Origin of the sequence: Aureimonas sp. AU40 (assembly GCF_001463785.1) — a bacterium.
Classification (GTDB): Bacteria; Pseudomonadota; Alphaproteobacteria; order Rhizobiales; family Rhizobiaceae; genus Aureimonas.
In genome coordinates this window covers 19981-35725 of sequence record NZ_BBWL01000056.1, presented here as the reverse complement: position 1 = coordinate 35725, position 15745 = coordinate 19981, and the positions used below count along the sequence as shown (strand labels likewise).

Annotated in this window: 22 protein-coding genes; all 22 read right to left on the bottom strand. The window is 64.9% G+C overall.

Annotation, left to right across the window (positions count from 1 at the left end):
* Window positions 1–5: 5 nt before the first annotated feature.
* Entirely contained in the window at window positions 6–257 is a 252-nt protein-coding gene (locus AUL32_RS22570) for a hypothetical protein (protein WP_062120299.1), read from the bottom strand.
* Window positions 254–637, bottom strand: coding sequence for a hypothetical protein (locus AUL32_RS22565; protein WP_062120296.1), 384 nt, complete (start codon window positions 635–637; stop codon window positions 254–256). The genes AUL32_RS22570 and AUL32_RS22565 overlap by 4 nt, the downstream gene beginning before the upstream one ends.
* Before the next feature lie 43 nt (window positions 638–680).
* Window positions 681–1097 (bottom strand): hypothetical protein, encoded by a 417-nt coding sequence (locus AUL32_RS22560; protein WP_062120293.1) that lies wholly within the window; start codon window positions 1095–1097, stop codon window positions 681–683.
* Window positions 1098–1100: 3 nt separating this feature from the next.
* The gene (locus AUL32_RS22555) at window positions 1101–1415 is read right to left on the bottom strand and encodes a hypothetical protein (protein WP_062120291.1); all 315 of its coding nucleotides are present in this window, start codon (window positions 1413–1415) and stop codon (window positions 1101–1103) included.
* Entirely contained in the window at window positions 1412–2011 is a 600-nt protein-coding gene (locus AUL32_RS22550; protein ID WP_062120289.1) for a hypothetical protein, read from the bottom strand. Before AUL32_RS22550 ends, AUL32_RS22555 begins: the two co-directional genes overlap by 4 nt.
* Window positions 2008–2301 (bottom strand): hypothetical protein, encoded by a 294-nt coding sequence (locus AUL32_RS22545; RefSeq protein WP_062120286.1) that lies wholly within the window; start codon window positions 2299–2301, stop codon window positions 2008–2010. Before AUL32_RS22545 ends, AUL32_RS22550 begins: the two co-directional genes overlap by 4 nt.
* Window positions 2298–2480: a hypothetical protein gene (locus AUL32_RS22540; RefSeq protein ID WP_062120283.1), complete on the bottom strand. Its 183-nt coding sequence runs from the start codon at window positions 2478–2480 to the stop codon at window positions 2298–2300. Before AUL32_RS22540 ends, AUL32_RS22545 begins: the two co-directional genes overlap by 4 nt.
* Entirely contained in the window at window positions 2477–3151 is a 675-nt protein-coding gene (locus tag AUL32_RS22535) for a YfbR-like 5'-deoxynucleotidase (protein ID WP_062120280.1), read from the bottom strand. The genes AUL32_RS22540 and AUL32_RS22535 overlap by 4 nt, the downstream gene beginning before the upstream one ends.
* A 117-nt stretch (window positions 3152–3268) precedes the next feature.
* A complete protein-coding gene (locus tag AUL32_RS22530; protein WP_062120277.1) occupies window positions 3269–5032 on the bottom strand; it encodes a hypothetical protein in 1764 nt (587 codons plus the stop codon).
* Window positions 5029–7446, bottom strand: a complete 2418-nt coding sequence (locus tag AUL32_RS22525) for an ATP-binding protein (protein ID WP_062120275.1) — start codon at window positions 7444–7446, stop codon at window positions 5029–5031. The genes AUL32_RS22530 and AUL32_RS22525 overlap by 4 nt, the downstream gene beginning before the upstream one ends.
* A 58-nt stretch (window positions 7447–7504) precedes the next feature.
* Complete coding sequence (locus tag AUL32_RS22520) at window positions 7505–7735, bottom strand: hypothetical protein (protein ID WP_062120272.1); 231 nt, start codon at window positions 7733–7735, stop codon at window positions 7505–7507.
* Between the two features lie 180 nt (window positions 7736–7915).
* Complete coding sequence (locus AUL32_RS22515; RefSeq protein WP_062120269.1) at window positions 7916–8542, bottom strand: AAA family ATPase; 627 nt, start codon at window positions 8540–8542, stop codon at window positions 7916–7918.
* Window positions 8542–9087, bottom strand: a complete 546-nt coding sequence (gene dut, locus AUL32_RS26375) for a dUTP diphosphatase (RefSeq protein WP_082660047.1) — start codon at window positions 9085–9087, stop codon at window positions 8542–8544. Before dut ends, AUL32_RS22515 begins: the two co-directional genes overlap by 1 nt.
* Before the next feature lie 382 nt (window positions 9088–9469).
* Window positions 9470–10477 (bottom strand): hypothetical protein, encoded by a 1008-nt coding sequence (locus AUL32_RS22505; RefSeq protein WP_062120267.1) that lies wholly within the window; start codon window positions 10475–10477, stop codon window positions 9470–9472.
* On the bottom strand, window positions 10458–10733 hold the full coding sequence (locus tag AUL32_RS25375; protein WP_062120264.1) for a YodC family protein: 276 nt from the start codon (window positions 10731–10733) through the stop codon (window positions 10458–10460). The genes AUL32_RS22505 and AUL32_RS25375 overlap by 20 nt, the downstream gene beginning before the upstream one ends.
* Window positions 10733–11020: a hypothetical protein gene (locus AUL32_RS25370; protein ID WP_062120260.1), complete on the bottom strand. Its 288-nt coding sequence runs from the start codon at window positions 11018–11020 to the stop codon at window positions 10733–10735. The genes AUL32_RS25375 and AUL32_RS25370 overlap by 1 nt, the downstream gene beginning before the upstream one ends.
* The gene (locus tag AUL32_RS25365) at window positions 11017–11304 is read right to left on the bottom strand and encodes a hypothetical protein (RefSeq protein ID WP_062120257.1); all 288 of its coding nucleotides are present in this window, start codon (window positions 11302–11304) and stop codon (window positions 11017–11019) included. Before AUL32_RS25365 ends, AUL32_RS25370 begins: the two co-directional genes overlap by 4 nt.
* 41 nt (window positions 11305–11345) lie before the next feature.
* Window positions 11346–11567 carry a hypothetical protein gene (locus tag AUL32_RS22485; RefSeq protein ID WP_062120255.1) on the bottom strand — a complete coding sequence of 74 codons (222 nt, stop codon included), beginning with the start codon at window positions 11565–11567 and terminating at the stop codon, window positions 11346–11348.
* Window positions 11568–11851: 284 nt separating this feature from the next.
* Window positions 11852–13516, bottom strand: a complete 1665-nt coding sequence (locus AUL32_RS22480) for a ribonucleoside-diphosphate reductase subunit alpha (protein ID WP_062120251.1) — start codon at window positions 13514–13516, stop codon at window positions 11852–11854.
* Window positions 13500–14621 (bottom strand): ribonucleotide-diphosphate reductase subunit beta, encoded by a 1122-nt coding sequence (locus tag AUL32_RS22475; RefSeq protein WP_062120249.1) that lies wholly within the window; start codon window positions 14619–14621, stop codon window positions 13500–13502. Before AUL32_RS22475 ends, AUL32_RS22480 begins: the two co-directional genes overlap by 17 nt.
* Window positions 14622–14675: 54 nt before the next feature.
* Complete coding sequence (locus AUL32_RS22470) at window positions 14676–15266, bottom strand: hypothetical protein (protein ID WP_062120246.1); 591 nt, start codon at window positions 15264–15266, stop codon at window positions 14676–14678.
* Entirely contained in the window at window positions 15266–15742 is a 477-nt protein-coding gene (locus AUL32_RS22465) for a hypothetical protein (protein ID WP_062120243.1), read from the bottom strand. The genes AUL32_RS22470 and AUL32_RS22465 overlap by 1 nt, the downstream gene beginning before the upstream one ends.
* Between the last annotated feature and the right edge of the window lie 3 nt (window positions 15743–15745).

The window sequence follows — 15745 nt, the reverse complement described above, 5'->3', positions numbered from 1 at the left end:
AGCTGTCACGAACGCTTTTTGTCGGTGCCGGCGAGCTTGTTGTAGACGGCGGAGAGGATCTCCGTGTCCTCGCGCCGGGCAAGGCCCGACATCGTGTCGTAGATGGCGCCGGCTGCGACCTTCAGCTCGTCGCGGGTGATCTCGCCATCCTTGTGCCTGCGCATGAGGTTCTGGATGGCGTCGAGCGCCTTGCGGCCGAGCTCCTCTGCGAAACTCGGCCATTGCAGGCTGTCGTCCTCGACGATCTGATGGCTCATGCGGCCAGGAAGGCGCACTCGTCGCGCGCCAGGTCGCGAACCATCTCGGCTTGGTTCTCGCCGCGCAGACGCCGGTCGGTGAACAGCTCGAAGAGGGCGTGGTCGAGGGCAGGGGACATCGCCACGAACTCGGGGCCGGGAACGTGGACGTTCTCGTGCGAGAGGTTGATGTCGCACCAGGCGAGCGCCAGGCGGTCGGTCACGTCGCGCTGGAAGCCGTCCTCGGCGATGAAGAAGCGCACCGAGTTCTCGTGCCGACCCTTGAGGATCTCGGAGACCGAGCGCTCGACGCCGGTCGGCCAGACGCGGCGAACCTCCCGCTTGAAATCCTCGTCGTAGTAGGTCTCGACCAGGGTCTCGTTGCTCTTCACGAATGTCATTTGCGTCTCCTTCTGCTGTGTCAGTAACAGCTTACTTATCGCATCACGCAGCTTGGATGTCTTGCGGGGTCTCGCTCATGCTCATGGCGTTGTCGCGGACGTTGAAGCTCGCCGCCTTGCGCGCGATCGTGACCAGCACGTCCGGATCGAGGTGCGGATTGAAGATCGAGGCGTTCCGGTAGCGGAACCACTCGCGCACCTCATGCTCCTCGGCGTCCTTGATCATGCCGAACACGGCGCCGACGATCTCCTGCCGGCACATGAAGGTGGACAGGTAGCGCTTGCCCGACTTCCAGGGCGTGCGCTCGGTGGTCTTGCGCGTGGGATCAGCCGTCAGATCACTTTCGATCGAAACGGACGCCTGGATGAAGGGCCTGTTGCCATCAAGCCCGACGGACAGGGTCCAGCCGGGCTTGTAGGTGATGGCCGACACGATCTCGCGGATCTCGTCGATGGTCATGGTCTACTCCGAGGAGAATTTCGGCTGGCGCCGGATGAGGCGCTTGAGCCAGGAGAGGGTGCTTTCGCGGAAGATCGGGTAGCCGTCGCGGTTAAAGGCAACGAGCTTCCAGCCTTCGGCGTGCGCCTTGGTGAACGACTTGCCCATCGCGGACTGCGGGTGCGCCCGGCGATAGCGACGCTGGTAGCCGCTCGGGTCGGTCTCGCCCTCGTCGGTGTCGAGGTAGCGGCTGATCGCGTCCTTGGCCTCCTGGGGGAGGGGGCCATAGGTGCCGTCGCGAAGGTCGAGGAGGAACATGACGCGCTGCGTGACGCTCACCAGACGTCCTCCGAATAGAGGAAGCCGCCGCGCTTGTCGGTCGGAGCGCGCTCGAGGAGCTGGCCGACCTTCTCTGCGATCTGCCAGGCTTCCCGCCGATCGACGTAGCGCCCGGTCGAGGTCAGGAACCCGCCTTCATCGACGACCGGATCGGACGGGCTGCACAGGCCGAGATCGGAGATCATGCGGATGACGTTGCCGTGCCGGCCGGGCTGGGGCACGTCGTAGATGACGCCGTGGTGCATGTTGGCCGCACGCACGATGGTCTCAGCCTGGTTGGTCGGCGCGAGGGCCTCGGACAAGGCGTTGTGCGCGACCTGCATGGTGACGAGATCGGGGAAGCTTGCCTTGATGACGAAGCCGTCGCCGCTCGTTGCAGTGATGAAGCTGTCCCGGAAAGCGTTGCGCAGCCGCTCGCGCTTGTTCTGGGCGTCGTCGTTGAGGAGCCGTGCGACCAGGCGCCCGAACTCCTTGTCCTCCTCGAGCGTGCCGACATCGAGCACCTGAAGGATCTCGGTGCCGTCCGGCGCGCAGACGAACACCTGCTGGTCGATGACGTCGCCCTCTTCCGGGCCGGACATGAAGAACTCGCTCATGCCATCACCCAGAACATCGCGGCAGCGCCGAGCGCGGCCGAGCAGAGGATCGAGACGGAGAGCGTCGTGAGGTCGAGCCCGCGCTCGTCCGACGCGCCGCGGATCATGGCGTCCATCGAGACGCGCGTGGCGTCACGCTCGCGCCGCGCGGCGCGCGCCTCCTCGAGGTAGCGGTTGTTCGCCTCGAGGAGATCGTCGATCCGGCGATTGGCTTCCTGGAGAAGACGCTGCACGGGCTTCGTGTCGGCGACGACGGTGAGGGTCTGCGTGGCGGGAGCGGCCTGGCTCATTTGGTCCTCCTGGTCTTCTGGGCTGCGCGACGGCCGGCCTGGGCTTTCGCCCGGCGAGCCTGCTTCTTGGGATTGGTCTTCACGATGCGCGCGGCTGCGCGCCGGTGGTGTCCATCGCCGTGGGATGCGGCGACGGACATCGATGCGAGCATCGCGGCGGCTCCGAAGAGCCCGATCATCGCCGGACGTTCCGGTGGATGTCATAGAGTTCGTGGAAGCGCATGAGGAACGCCTCCTTCGCCTGGTAGGGGTGGAGCATCTCGATCTCCACGTCGGCCCACTCGCTCTCGTCCTGGAGCTTGCCGCTCTCCCATTCCTCGTCCGGCGAGCGGACGACGATCTGACGGCTCTCGGCCGCGCAGAGCAGGTTGTCGGCGCGCTTCACCCACTTCGGCCAGGGCCAGGCGAGACCGAAGCGCTCGGCGATCGCCTTCTCGTGCGCGTCCTCGACGACCTTGAAGGGCGCGCGGAAGGACGGATCGTATTTCAGCGGCCGGATGAGGTCGCCGATGTAGGCTTCCGAGGCGTCGTGCATGAGCGCCTCGAGGGCGAACTCGTCGGGCACCTCATGCGAGCAATAGACCGAGTGCTCGGCGACCGAGTAGAAGATCCGCGTCTTGAACTTGCGGTGCTGGACCGCGCCCTGCCAGCGGTTCTGGCCGGCGAGCTGGTGCGCGATGGTCTCGATCGAAACCTCGTCGGCGCGGACGTCGAACGGGAACCACTTGGTTCCGGCTGCGGTGTGCATGTAGCGGCCGACACGCTCGCGACCGTGGCGATCAAGAAGCAGACGGGTGGTGTCGATGTCGACCTCCCGCACGTCGTTGCTTTGCATGTGATGCGCGTTCATCTGCGTTTCTTTCGTTTGTTTCTAAGAATACTATAGACGCGATGCAGGTGGTTTTCGTGTGGGAAGTAAGTCGTTACTTACGTTGCCGCGTAACGACTTACCCATTCGTGGCGTCGATCAGGGCTTGAGGAGCTTGCCGAGACGCTTGCGGCACATTTTCAGCTCCTTCTCGATCTCGCGAAGGGACTTGCCCTCGGCGAAGAGCTTGCGCGCAGCCTCGTCTTTCATGGCGCGCTGGCCTTCCTTGGACGCCGGATCGAGAGCAGTAGCGGGAGCCGCCGTCGCAGCCTTGGCGGGAGCCTTCTGACGCGCCGGCCGGGCCTTCACGTCCTTGTCGGTCTTCTCCGCGATGCGATCGACCTTGGTCTTCGCAACCGCGGCCCGCTTCTCACGCTTGCGGCGTGCGTCGCGCTCGGCCTTCGTCTCGACCGGCTCGGCAGGCGTCTCGACCACAGGCTCCGGAGCGGCCGGCGCTTCCTCGACCTCGGGAACGAGCGCCTCGTTCATCGTGTCTTCGCCGTTCTCGACGTCAGCCTCTTCCTCGGCGATCTCGTCCTCGAGCTCCTCGGCGGCTTCTTCCACGACCTCGGCCGCAGCCTGCGTCGTGTCGATCGCCGCGTTGATCCGCTCGTTCAGCTCCTTGACCGACAGGCCCTCCTGCTCGTCGTCCAGCGCCTTGGCAAATCCGTTGTCGGGCTTGGCTTCGGCAGGCTCGTCCTTCTCGAAAGCGACCGGCGTGACCCGCACGTCACCACCGTAGGCCGCACCGATGACGACGTTCTCGATGATCGGCGCATGGTGGCCGGCGATGACGTCGGCGAGCATCTTGGCAGCGGTGGAGTCGCCGGTGATCGGACGGTTCGCGCGCAGCGTGCCGTGGAACTCGCCGGGGATCTGCGCGACGATGTGGTAGGCGGCAGCGCGCATCTTGTCGGGCTCGCCGTGCGGCACCGCGATGACGTCTTCCGGCGCGACCTTCACGAACATGATGACGTCGCCGGAGAAGCCGTGGAGATAGCCGCGGCGCGCGATGTGCAGGCCGGTCGAGCATTGGGTGCGCCGGCTCGGATCGACCAGCTTCTCGGCCATCGAGACACGCGAGCCGACGCGCTGCGGCACCTTGCCGGAATGGCAGTCGACGATGCGCCCGTTCAGCGTCTTGAGCACCTTGTAGCCGACGATCGAGCCGTCATCGGCGATCGGCAGGTCGCCCTTCTTCATGAAGTTGAGGAGCTCCTTGACCGAGTGGCCGCGCGTGTCGATCACGGACGCGATCCGCTGCATGAAGCGCTCGAAGCCGACGGCGTTGCCGCTGTAGGCCGCGCGCTCGATCTGCTTCTCCAGCGCCTCGACGCCCGGAATGATCTTCGGCCCGGCCGGCGTCTCGACGATGGCGACGAGCTCTTCCTCCTCGGGCTTCTCGGGCGGCGCCTTGGGATCGGCCGTCTGCACAACAGGCGCAGGAGCCGGAACCGGCGTCGGAGCGGGCACAGGATCGGGCTCCACGGGCGCAGGAGTCGTCACAGGCGCGCTTGCGCCGGTATGAGCGCACGGACGCTCCGGATCGACGGGATCGCTCTCCACGGGCTTCTGTGCGGGCGGCTCGTCCTTGGTGATGCCGAGCGCAGAGGCGATCTTGGACACGGCGCCGCGCATGAAGCGCACCAGGCCGTTGGTCTTCTTCTCGATCCGGGTGTGGACCGAGAACGTGTCGAGGTCGATTTCCACGATCTCGTGACGGGCGAGGGGCTCGAGCGCCTCGTCCATGATGGCCTTCGTGCGCCACGAGTCCTTGGGCAGGTTCATCTCCTCCCCGTTCTCGAGGTAGAGGGTGATGCCAGTCTTCGATGCGATCGCAGCGGAGATGCGGACCTTGTTCATGCGGCCTCCTTGAGGGCGTCAGAGTTCGGGGTGTTGTCGTTGGAGCCGTCCTGGACGGCGGGTTTTGCAGCCTCGGCCGCGGCGAGCGCCGCGGCTTCCTTCTCGGCCTTGATGCGCCGGCGCTCGAAGTGCCGGACGAACTCGACCACGAGCTGCTCGTCGGCCGGGTTGGTCGGATTGAAGTCGCCGGCCATGCGCAGGTAGCCGTAGCGCTCGTTGACGTCGTGAGCCTTCAGGACGAGGTGCTTGAAGGTCGCGTTGGCGTCCGCGCGGAGCTTCCGGAGCGCCAGCGTCATCTTGTCGAGGAGCGCCTGGTCGACGTGGTCGAACTTGATCTCCGTCAGCATCGTGTTGAGCGTCGCCGAAAGCTGCGCCTTCTCGCTTGCGGTCGCGCGATCGGGGAACAGGATCTTGGCGATCTCGGCCGAGCCTTTGCAGAGGTCGCGCATCCGGGTCGCAGCGGCGTCCCAGCGCGCCGAGCCGCTCACGAAATCGCCCGAGGCGATCATCGCGGCGTATTGGGCGTCGCGCGACTTGGAGCTCTTCTCGAACGCCTGGATGATCCCGAGGAGGAGCGGCTTTGCGCCGAGCTTCTCGACCTTAGCCTGCTGACCGGCCGTCATGATCACCGCGACCTTCGGGAAGAGCTCCTTGAGGGTCTCGAGGTGCTCATGGACCGAGTAAGGGACGCGCGACCCGTCACGGCCGCGGAAGCGCACGAAGAAGGCGGGATCCTCGAGCGAGGGCTCGCCCCAGGTGGAGTCGGAGTGACGGAACTTGAGCGAGTAGAGGTCGGTGAACTTGTCGGCCGGCCGGACCTTTCGACCCTTCTGGCGCTTCGGGAAATCGAGGAGCTCGGTGTCGATCTTGTAGCTCTCGGCGACCTCGAGGATGTTGGTCAGGAGCTCGTCGGTGGCCCTGTGAACCACCATCACCATGACCGGCCGCTTGTCGTTGCTGAAGCTGTTCGGACCCTTCAGATCCTTGATCCACTTCGAGGCGTCGCGCTGGTTGGGCGAGATCACGAGAAGCGGCTCGACCTCGCCCGAGCCCTTGAAGTTCGAGAACGGCGTCAGGAGGTAGCGCGGGTTGGCGTAGGCGTCCGTGTGGCACGCGAACAGGCGATCCAGCATCCCGAGCTTTGCGGCCATGCGCCGGAAGAGGCGCGAGGAGTGCCGGTAGGCTTCATGGTTGAAGTCGAAGCCAGTGCCGTAGCGGTTCGTGCGCGCGCGCCGGAACGTGCGGCGATCGTCGCGGAAGGTCTTGGCGAACGTGTTGAAGATCCAGCGCGTGTGGTTGCGGCCGGCCAGGTAGACCTGGAGATTGCCCTGGACCGCGCGCTCGGCGATCACCTTCGGATCGTCGAGGAGACCATGCCCGTGAGAGAGCATGGAGCCGCCGACATCGAGCTTGAGCGCGTAGCGGCGCTTCTGCTTCTCGGCCCGCTCGATGATCGTCCGCTTGGCGACGGGCGCCGCGTGGCGCTTGAGCTTGACGATCGTCTCGTTGAGGAGCCGGGTGACGGTCTTCGTCGTCAGCTCGGAGAACGACAGACCTTCGCGCGAGGGCACGACGCCGACCGTGTTGGGCGGGGCCATGAGGACCGTCACGGCCCACGACTCGACGTGGTTGGAGAGCTCCTTGACGAGGTGCATGACCGTCTGGTCGCTCGTCATGACCGGATAGAGGACCGTGCCGTAGAGGACGTAGACCTTGGACTCGCCGAGCCCGACCGTATGGCCGTTCTGCACCAGGCAGAAGCCCGCCTTGCGCGCGCCCTCGTAGTCGAAGCGGTCGAGCGGCTTGTCGTTCAGCGTGGCGAGCATCCCGCCGTTGCGCACGACGCGCCGGATGAGCTTGGTGAACTCCTCGACATCGGCCGGATCGCGGATCGGGATCGACACGGTGATGCCGGTCGCCTTCGTCGGCACCTGCACCATCGGCCGGAAGTCCGGCTTGCCGTCGGTCTCGGACCCGCCGCGGCTGATCGCCCACAGGGTCTTGATGCCGGCGTGGCAGCTCATGACGGTGAAATGGTCGGAATAGGCGAAGGGCGCCTTGCAGCCGAGCCCGAACCCGCCGGTCTGGCGCTCGTCCTTCACCTTCGTCGTGCCGCCGTAGACGCAGTAGACCGGGCCGATCAGCTCGGGCGGGATGCCGGGGCCGAAGTCCTCGATGACGAGCGCCTCGTCGGTCAGCGTGATCTTCACCGGGACATCGGTCTTCTCGACCATGATGTGTGCGTCCCAGGCGTTGCAGATGACCTCGCGCACCACGGCGAGCTTCTTGTCGCGGTAGAGCGTGTCCGAGAGCACGGTGTAGAACTCGGCCGAGTCCGACATGCCGAACGCCTGGGCCTTGCCGCCGCCGACGATGGCGTGCGTATCGAGCTCCTTGATCTGGCTGACTTCCATCGACGTTTCTCCTTCGTTAATAAGTGTTTACTTACATTCGCTTGCGAGCGTTTGGAGCTCAAGCGGCGATCAGTAACTCCTGCGCGGCGATCTCTTCGTCGAGCCGGGCAATCTGTGCGCGGATCTCGCGCGCTGCGGCGCCGTTCTCGTCGCCACCCATGGCGATCATCGCATCGAGGATGCTGTCGAAGGCGATCCGGCGGGCTTCGGGCGTTTCGTTGTAGCCGCGAAGGGCACGGTAGCCGCGATCAAGGGCGGCGCGAGCGGTGGGGCGGTAGGTCATGGTCATTCACCCTTCAGATAGAGGACGCCGCCCGTGAACACGGAGACTGCGGCGAAGGCGACCAGGAAGAGACCCACATAATCCAGAATCGACATGATAAGCAACCTCTTACTTATTCGCGATCTCGTTTCGATCACGCTTTCAATATAGCTGCTCGCGTCGTGGTTTTCGGGAGGGAACGCGCGGCTAGTGCAGCGTCGCGCGCTTCCCCTTTTTGGCGACCTGGTCGGCGACCTTGGTCATGATCTGCTTGATCGCGGCGACCCTCGAGTCGTGGTCCGTGAACGGCACGATGGCGTAGTCGAGCTGGCCTTGCAGCGCGGCGAGGAAGCCCTCGATCACCATCTGGTAGTGCTGCTGGTAGGCGAAGTTGGGCGCCGGCTTGTTGGGCTCGACCTCGTAGACCGGCAGCGGGCGCAGCACGAACACGAAGGCGAAGTTCTCCCGCAGGTAGTCGCGGCAGAGCTCGGCATAGGCGTTCACCGCCTGGATGCCCCGATCGCCTAGCGCCTTATGCGACGACATGCCGACCTCGGCGAGGAGGTATGCGGCCATATCGACGGGCGTGCGGTCGACAATGAGGGACGCGCCGCCCGATCGAGCCTTCCCGATCTCCTCGACGTAGTTCTCGAAGACGGCCGTCTGGAACTCGATGCGCGAGACGAGGGTCATCGGCTTCGCGAGATCGATGCCCAGACGTTCCACGAGCTTGGCCGTGGACGTCTTGAGCGTCGGCATTCCGGTCATGGAGCGCAATGACTCCATGACCGTCGTCTTGCCGGAGCGGTGCGCCCCGGAGAGGCCAATCAGCATCAGGAAGTGCCGGTCGAACCGAAGCCGCCTTCGCCGCGCTCGGTTTCCTCGAGTTCCTCAACCTCGACCAGCGGAAGCTGCGGCACGAAGGCGATGACGCCCTGCGCGATGCGATCGCCCTTGTTCACGCGGAACTCCCGGCCCGGATGGATCGAGCCGCCGTTCGAGAAGGCGCCGGGCGTGTAGTCGAGATCCGTGTTGAGGAGGATCACGCCGATGTCGCCGCGATAGTCGCTATCGATCGTGCCGGGCGAGTTGACGACGGTGATGCCGTTCTTGAGCGCCAGGCCCGAGCGCGGACGGATCTGCATCTCGAAGCCTTCCGGGATGGCAGCGGCGAGCCCGGTGCGGATCAGCTTGCGCTGGCCCGGCTCGATGATCGTATCCTCGACCGCATAGAGGTCGAAGCCTGCGGCGCCCGGCGTCGCATAGGTCGGGATCACGGCGTCCGGATGGAGCTTCTTGAAGCGCACCGACTGGTTGGGATCGGAAGCGTCGAACTCGCCGTCGTCCTCGAGGCGGTCGTCGATCGCATCCTCGATCATCGCCTGGACGATGCACAGGAGCTCGTATTCCATCGGGCCGGCCGGCAGGAGGCCGTAGTCGATCGCCTGCTGCGCGAAGTGCTGCGCCAGCTCCATCGTGCCGAACGGGCCGTAGGCCTCGACGTCCTCGCCGTCGATCTCCATGACGCGGTCGTCGTCGCCGATCAGTGCCTCGTAGAAGTAGAAGCCCGGATCGAGATTCTCGTCGCCGGCATCGGCCTCGAAGAAGGACAGGATCAGGCCGTCGGCAGGAACCGCGTCGGCCGTGTTGTGCTCATGAAACATGCGTGGTGTTCTCCTCGAAACGCAACAGGAAGTAAATGCTTACTTCTGTAGCAATATGCGCGAATTTTGTGCGGTTGTCGGTTGGGTGTTTCTGGCGTCAGCCGGCGATGGCTTCGTTCGGCAGGAGCTTGCGGTATTGGATCCAGCCGCGGAGATTGCCGTGCAGCTCCGGCTCTCCCCACTCGCGCTCCTCCTCGTTCTCGATCAGGTGGCCCGAGAAGTCGTAGCGGTTGCGCTTGTCGGGCGTGGCCTGGTGCTCGGCCGGCGAAGCGTGGACGGGCTGCGAGACGACGAGCGTGTCGTGCCGCTTGATCTCGGCCTCGATCGAACCTTCGCCGTTGAACGGGGCGTAGGTGAGGCGCGCGCAGCGGGCGACCGAGAGCTTGCGCAGGATCGGCAGTGCCTCGTGGCGCAGGACAATACGACGCGAGCCCTCGCGCACGAAGTCGCACGCGGCCTCGAAGTCCTCGTCGCGATCGGCGTAGGGCAGGTGCCAGTCACCGGGCTGCAAGAGCTTCGGGGTCGAGGCGTCGAACGCCATGCGGATCGCCTTGGCGAGATCCTGCACCTCAGGCTGGGCGCCGGCCTCGTCGCGCAGGTGGAAGAAGTTCTCCCAATCCGTGCCGGAGATCAGGACGTCGATGTAGCCGAACGCCTCGAGCGGGCGGTTCACCCACTGCTTATGGACGCCGGCCTCGGCGAAGACGGCCATTTCGCGGCACACGACCTCGGCCAGGCGCTTCCAGCGAGCCTGGAGATAGGCGAGCTGCTGCTCGTCGAACTCCTCGCTGGCGACCATCCCCGGCTTGTTCTTGAGGAAGTGCGGGACGTAGGGGTCCGAGAAGGTCTCCGACAGGAGCTTGTCGAACGGCACCGCGCGCGAGGAGCGACCGTTGCGCGAGAGATTCTCGTCGGCGAGGAGCGAGAGGTCGTGGTGGATCTCCAGCATCTCGTCGTGCCAGCCGCGGATCACACGATGCGTCTTGGCGTCGGCGTGAACCATGCGCGGGTAGCGTGCCTGGACGGTCTTGAACTCGATGCCTTCGGGCGAGATCGAGTGAGCGACGACGCCGGCCGTCGCGCCATTAACGGTGAAAGTCTGCAACGAGTGGTCCTTTGCGTTTGAGCCTGTCGAAGGCTGCGAGCGTTCGCGCGTGATGCGGATCGGGATACCAGTGGATGACGACGGGCTCGGGCATGGCCTCGAGGCTGGAGACCTTGAAGTCGCCTCGGCAGAGCGTCGCGCCGTCGAACCAGACGGTGCCGAGCTGGTCGTGGGAGACGAACTCGACGGTCATGGCCGGCCCGCCCGATTTCAGACGGACCAGATCGCCGTGTTGGGCGACGAGGGGCTCGGTCATCAGAACTGCGAGGGATCGACCGTGCCGAGCTCCACGAAGCAGACCGGCTCGGGCACGCCGCCGATGTCGGCGATGATCTCTTCCGAGTAGGCCCAATAGCCGCTGTCGCCGGTGGCGATCTGGGCCAGCTCGTCGTAGGTCTCCCAATGGATGACGCTCGGAACGTCCGGGCTGTCGAGCTCCCAGGCGAGGAGCTTGCGCCCGTCGCGGATGGCTTCGGAGATCGGTTTGGCGAGGTCGCGCAGCGAGCAGGGCTGGCCGGCGATGTTGGGTGCGTGCGCGTTCAAGCTGCGGGCTCCATGACAGAGGTTGGCGACCAGAAGAGACGCTGCTCGAAGCCGCCCTTGTCGGCGAGCTTGCGGGCGCGGGCGTCTTGGATGTCGATGATCGAGACGCCGTTTCGGCGGGCGAGGGCGAACAGCGCGTCGAGGACGTCGCCATATTCCTCGGGATTGGTGAGATCGCGGGCGATCTCCTCCGTTTCGGAGTGGATCTTGGCAACGAGGAGCGCGATCGCAATCTCGTTGGGGACGGTCTGAACGGCTTCCGGCACGCCGGGCCGTTCGACCATTTCATCCCGGATGAGCTGCGGGCAGCGAACCGGGGAGGTGCTCACGCCGCGGGCTCGGCGTTGAGCTTGTCGGAGGTCTCGAGGAGCGAGACCGCGATGTCGTCGGGATCGACGCTATCCTTGCCGGCGAGCTGGGCCGAGAGCGTCTCGGCGACCTTGCGCATTTCGCGGAAGGAAAGGCGCCCGATGACGCCGGCCAGGTGCTTGAGGTTGTCCTCGCGGCGTTCCTTCGGGGCGTTCTGCTCGATGCGACGGCTGTTCATGTCGTCCTCCAGAGGGAGAAGAGGGAAGGCCCATTCCTGGGCTCTTCCCGATTGACGATGAGGGTTGATGCGAGGGTCGAAGCGTTTCAGCGCACCATGCAGACCTCCTTGGTTCCGAAGTGATCGGGCGACATTCGCTCTCGCGCTCGACAGTGCGTCTGTCAGTAAGCGCTTACTTGTCTTGTATAGCGTCATTCGCAGAGGTTTTCGTCTGGGAATGCGCTCGGCGTCTCTGTGAGTAAGCGCTTACTTATTCCCGAGGCCGAGCGCAAGTGCCATTTTCGTTATGCCTCGCAGGCCGCGCACGACATGAGGTCGCGAACGAGATCCTGCGCGGGGTTCGTGCCCTTCTGGTAGTAGAGCGTCTTCACCTTCATGCGCCATGCCTTGATCATCAGGTCGTGGACCTCGCTCACCGGCATGTCGGCGCGGATCTTGAGGTTCAAGCTCTGCGCCTGGTCGATGTAGCGCTGACGGTGCGCGGCCTGCGTGATGATCTCGTCCGGACGGATCTCGTCGAACGTCTTGAAGACGGCCCGCTCGCGATCGGTCAGGAAGTCGAGGCCCTGCACCGACCCGCCGGCGAGCAGGATCGAGCGCCAGGTCGAGGCGTTGTCGCGGCCGTAGGTCGCCAGGAGCGCCTGGAGATACGGGTTGCGGTAGCCGAACTTGCCCTTGGCGAGGTCCGCGGTGAAGTAGTTGGAGTCGATCGGCTCGATCGACGCCGAGACCTGGCCCAGGATGAAGCTCGAGGACTTGGTCGGGGCGATCGCCATGAGCGTGACGTTGCGCCGGCCGTAGCCCTTGAGCAGCGGCGGCTCACCGAAGAGACGGGCCAGCTCGCGGGACGCGGCGAGCGTCTTCTCCTGGATCAGCTTGTGGATCTCGATGTTGAGCTTGCGCGCTTCGAGATCCTCGAACGGGATCATCCGGCTCTGGAGATAGGAGTGCCAGCCGAGCGTGCCGATGCCGAGCGCCCGCTGGTTGATCGCGAACCGGCGCGCGTCCTCGAGGAACGGAATGCCGGCCGTCTTCTCGATGTATTCGGTCATCACCGCGTCGAGCAGGTAGGTCAGCGTCTCGGGGAGATCGGTGTCCTTCCAGTCGTCGTAGTGCAGGAGGTTCAGCGAGGAGAGGTCGCACACGAAGCTCTCGTCCGCCGTCGAGGCGAGCGCGATCTCCGAGCACAGGTTCGAGCCGTTGATGCGCAGGCCCTTCGCCTTGTAGACGTCGGGCGCGGCGTTGTTCACCGTGTCGGTCCAGAAGATATACGGGTAGCCGTCGTCGTTCCGGTGCTCGAGGATGCGGACCCAGATGTCCTGCTTGGCCTCGTCGCCGTTCAGCATGTCCAGCATCCACTGGTCGGTGATGCAGACGCCGATGGACAGGTGCTTGATCGGGGAATGCTCCTCGCGGCAGTCGAGGAACTCCATGATGTCCGGGTGCTCGACAGGCAGGTAGCAGGCGCAGTTGCCGCGCCGGACCTTGGACTGCGAGATCACGTTGATGTCGGCCTGGAACAGCTCCATGAAGTGAACCGGGCCTTGGCTCTCGCCACCGCCGTTGATGGTCGCGCCACGGTGACGCAGCTCGCCGAGAAACGCGGACGTGCCGGCGCCGTGCTTGGTCATCATGCCGACCTCGGCGACCTTGCGAAGGATCTCCGACGTGTCGTCCGGGACGTGCGAGTTGTTGCAGGAGATCGGCAGGCCGCGCGCCAGGCCGAAGTTCGACCAGATGGGCGAGGCGAGCGAAATCCAGCCGTTCAGGATGTAGCGCTCCAGCTTGTCAGCGAAGCCGTCGATCTTGAGGATGCGCTCGGCAGCGTCCGCGATGACGCGAATGCGATCCTCGGCCGTCTGGCCCGGCGCCAGGTAGCCGCGCTCCAGGAAGGTGCGCGCGTCGTCGTTCAGCCAATAGGCCGAGTTGGTGTTAAGCCGTTGCAGCATTGCGATCCCCGAACAGCGCTTGGCGCGTGTAAACCTTTGTTTTCTTTGCGTAATCGACGGGCTTCTTATGGAAGAAGTCCACGACGTTGTTGCCGAGCGTCTCCTCGTCCATCCAGAGCGTCGCGGCGAGATGCTCCTCGCTGACCGGCAGGTCGAAGTCCGGCGTGAAGCCGATCGAGCGCAGGCTCTCCTCGAGGCGGTTCTGGATGAAGGTCTTGAGGAGCGGCGCGTTGAGGCCCGGCCGGTCGAAGTCGCCGAGCATCCAGTCGATGATCCGGCTCTCGGCCTTGAACGCCTCGCGGCACTCGTGGACGACGATCTCCTCGAGCTCCTCGTCGAAGAGCTCCGGATATTCCTTGCGGAGCGTGTTGATGAGCATGATGCCCACCTGCGCGTGGAGCATCTCCTCGTTGCGCGTGTATTGGACCTGCTGCGCGGTGTCCTTCAGGACCGGGTCTTTCCGGTCGCCCGGCAGGTCGTAGAAGCGGTTGAACCAGAGGATGACGTAGAACTGCGAGAAGAGGCTCACGTTCTCGACGAAGAGGGTGAAGAGGATGATCGAGTAGACGTATTGCTTGCGCGCCATCTGCTCGTCCTCGGCCGCGACCTGGTCGCGGTAGGTCTGCGAGAACCGCTCGCGCAGCTTGTCGTAGAGGCGCAGGACGCCGCGGCGGGACTTGCGCGCGTAGACCGTCTTGAGGTGCTTGCGCAGGTAGGCGACACGCCCCTTGACGACCGGCTCCTTGAGGTTGGCCTGGAAGACGTCGTTGAGGTTGAAGGTGTCGAGCGCCTTCTCATAGGCGATGTTGTGGATCACCTCGGACTGCGACATGACATAGCCAAGGTCGCTGATGGCCGGGTGCGGGAAGTGGTCGCCGACGCGCGCCCAGAAGGTCTTCACCGCGATCTCGATCTGACCGATCGCCGACAGCGTGCGGGTGACGATCTGGCGCTCCTGATCGTTCAGGACGACCTTGAAGTCGTTGTAGTCGGCACGGAAATCGAACTCGTTGGGAGTCCAGAAGCCGGCCCACATCCGGTCGATGACCGTCTGCGTCCAGGGGTAGAGGTTCGGCTTGCGCGCGACCTGTTCTTTGAAAAGCATGGGAGCCTGTGATGTTGGAGGGTAGGCGGTCGGTCAGGGTAGCAAAGTAAGCGTTTACTTAACAGCCTTGACAAAACTTTCGGCGGCGATCCGCGTCTGGTGCCGCATGATGGCGAGGAGCTGCTTGAACTGCTGGGTCTTGAGCCCGGCGTGGACAGCGGCGATCGCGTCGGCTAGGTGCTCGGCCTGACCCTTGATCACCTTCTTGCCGCGCTTGGGCCACGGGGCGTCGGGATACTTCTCGGCGGCCCATTCGATCATCTCCTCCTTCGAGGCGGTCTTGGTGCCGACGGCCGCAAGCTTCACCTCGAAATTCTGGACCTGGATGATCGGGACCGGACAGGACGCGAGCGCCCCGGTCGCGACGCCCAGCGCATAGGACGCGGTCGCGGACTGCGAGCCGGACGGCACCTCGGCGAACGCGACGGCGCAGTCGGAAATGAAGTCGCGCTGGCCGTCCACGATCTCGAGCGCCCGGCGCAGGTCGTCGGAGTTCTTGCGGACCTCCTTCGACACCATGCGCTCGGTCTGGATGACGCGCATGTCGTCCACCGTGATCTTGAGAGGCTCGAGGTCGAGCGTCAGCTTGACGATCCCGTAGTTGGAGAGCGCGACGTCGAGGCCGGCGATCTTGAGGCTGCGCATCAGAACATCCCGAAGTTCGGGTTGTCGGCGTAGTCCTCTGCGGCCTTCTCGATGCGCTTCTGCTCGGCGCGCTCTGCCGTCTGCTCGGCGACCTTCGCGGCCTGGAGCTCGAGGAACGCATAGGCGCTCTTGAGCGTCGTGGAGCGCGAGCCGTGGGACTCGGCGAGTTGCACGATCCAGTCCGCAAAGCCGGGCATCTCATCGCCGACCTTGCCCAGCTCGACCTCGGCCGCGACATAGTCCTGCTTGTCGGCCGGCTCGAAGCGGAAGATCGGCTTGCCGCGAGCGCCGATGCGGACCTTCTGGAGCAGAAACTCCTCGCCGCCGAGCGTCGGCTTCTTGCGGAACGATCCGTCCTCGCGCTCGATGGCGAGCTTGACGTTGGCCGGCGCGTTGAAGGTGAGATCCGCCTTTTCAGCGGCCTCGAGGAGGAAGGCAGTCACGTCCGCCGCCTTCTGATCGTCTTTCTGGCTCATGTT

Coding starts and splice junctions, on each gene's coding strand:
- AUL32_RS22570 (WP_062120299.1), bottom strand. CDS start 257: ATGAGCCATCAGATCGTCGAGGACGACAGCCTGCAATGGCCGAGTTTC.
- AUL32_RS22565 (WP_062120296.1), bottom strand. CDS start 637: ATGACATTCGTGAAGAGCAACGAGACCCTGGTCGAGACCTACTACGAC.
- AUL32_RS22560 (WP_062120293.1), bottom strand. CDS start 1,097: ATGACCATCGACGAGATCCGCGAGATCGTGTCGGCCATCACCTACAAG.
- AUL32_RS22550 (WP_062120289.1), bottom strand. CDS start 2,011: ATGAGCGAGTTCTTCATGTCCGGCCCGGAAGAGGGCGACGTCATCGAC.
- AUL32_RS22545 (WP_062120286.1), bottom strand. CDS start 2,301: ATGAGCCAGGCCGCTCCCGCCACGCAGACCCTCACCGTCGTCGCCGAC.
- AUL32_RS22540 (WP_062120283.1), bottom strand. CDS start 2,480: ATGATCGGGCTCTTCGGAGCCGCCGCGATGCTCGCATCGATGTCCGTC.
- AUL32_RS22535 (WP_062120280.1), bottom strand. CDS start 3,151: ATGAACGCGCATCACATGCAAAGCAACGACGTGCGGGAGGTCGACATC.
- AUL32_RS22530 (WP_062120277.1), bottom strand. CDS start 5,032: ATGAACAAGGTCCGCATCTCCGCTGCGATCGCATCGAAGACTGGCATC.
- AUL32_RS22525 (WP_062120275.1), bottom strand. CDS start 7,446: ATGGAAGTCAGCCAGATCAAGGAGCTCGATACGCACGCCATCGTCGGC.
- AUL32_RS22520 (WP_062120272.1), bottom strand. CDS start 7,735: ATGACCATGACCTACCGCCCCACCGCTCGCGCCGCCCTTGATCGCGGC.
- AUL32_RS22515 (WP_062120269.1), bottom strand. CDS start 8,542: ATGCTGATTGGCCTCTCCGGGGCGCACCGCTCCGGCAAGACGACGGTC.
- dut (WP_082660047.1), bottom strand. CDS start 9,087: ATGATCGAGGATGCGATCGACGACCGCCTCGAGGACGACGGCGAGTTC.
- AUL32_RS25375 (WP_062120264.1), bottom strand. CDS start 10,733: ATGACCGAGCCCCTCGTCGCCCAACACGGCGATCTGGTCCGTCTGAAA.
- AUL32_RS25365 (WP_062120257.1), bottom strand. CDS start 11,304: ATGGTCGAACGGCCCGGCGTGCCGGAAGCCGTTCAGACCGTCCCCAAC.
- AUL32_RS22485 (WP_062120255.1), bottom strand. CDS start 11,567: ATGAACAGCCGTCGCATCGAGCAGAACGCCCCGAAGGAACGCCGCGAG.
- AUL32_RS22480 (WP_062120251.1), bottom strand. CDS start 13,516: ATGCTGCAACGGCTTAACACCAACTCGGCCTATTGGCTGAACGACGAC.
- AUL32_RS22475 (WP_062120249.1), bottom strand. CDS start 14,621: ATGCTTTTCAAAGAACAGGTCGCGCGCAAGCCGAACCTCTACCCCTGG.
- AUL32_RS22470 (WP_062120246.1), bottom strand. CDS start 15,266: ATGCGCAGCCTCAAGATCGCCGGCCTCGACGTCGCGCTCTCCAACTAC.
- AUL32_RS22465 (WP_062120243.1), bottom strand. CDS start 15,742: ATGAGCCAGAAAGACGATCAGAAGGCGGCGGACGTGACTGCCTTCCTC.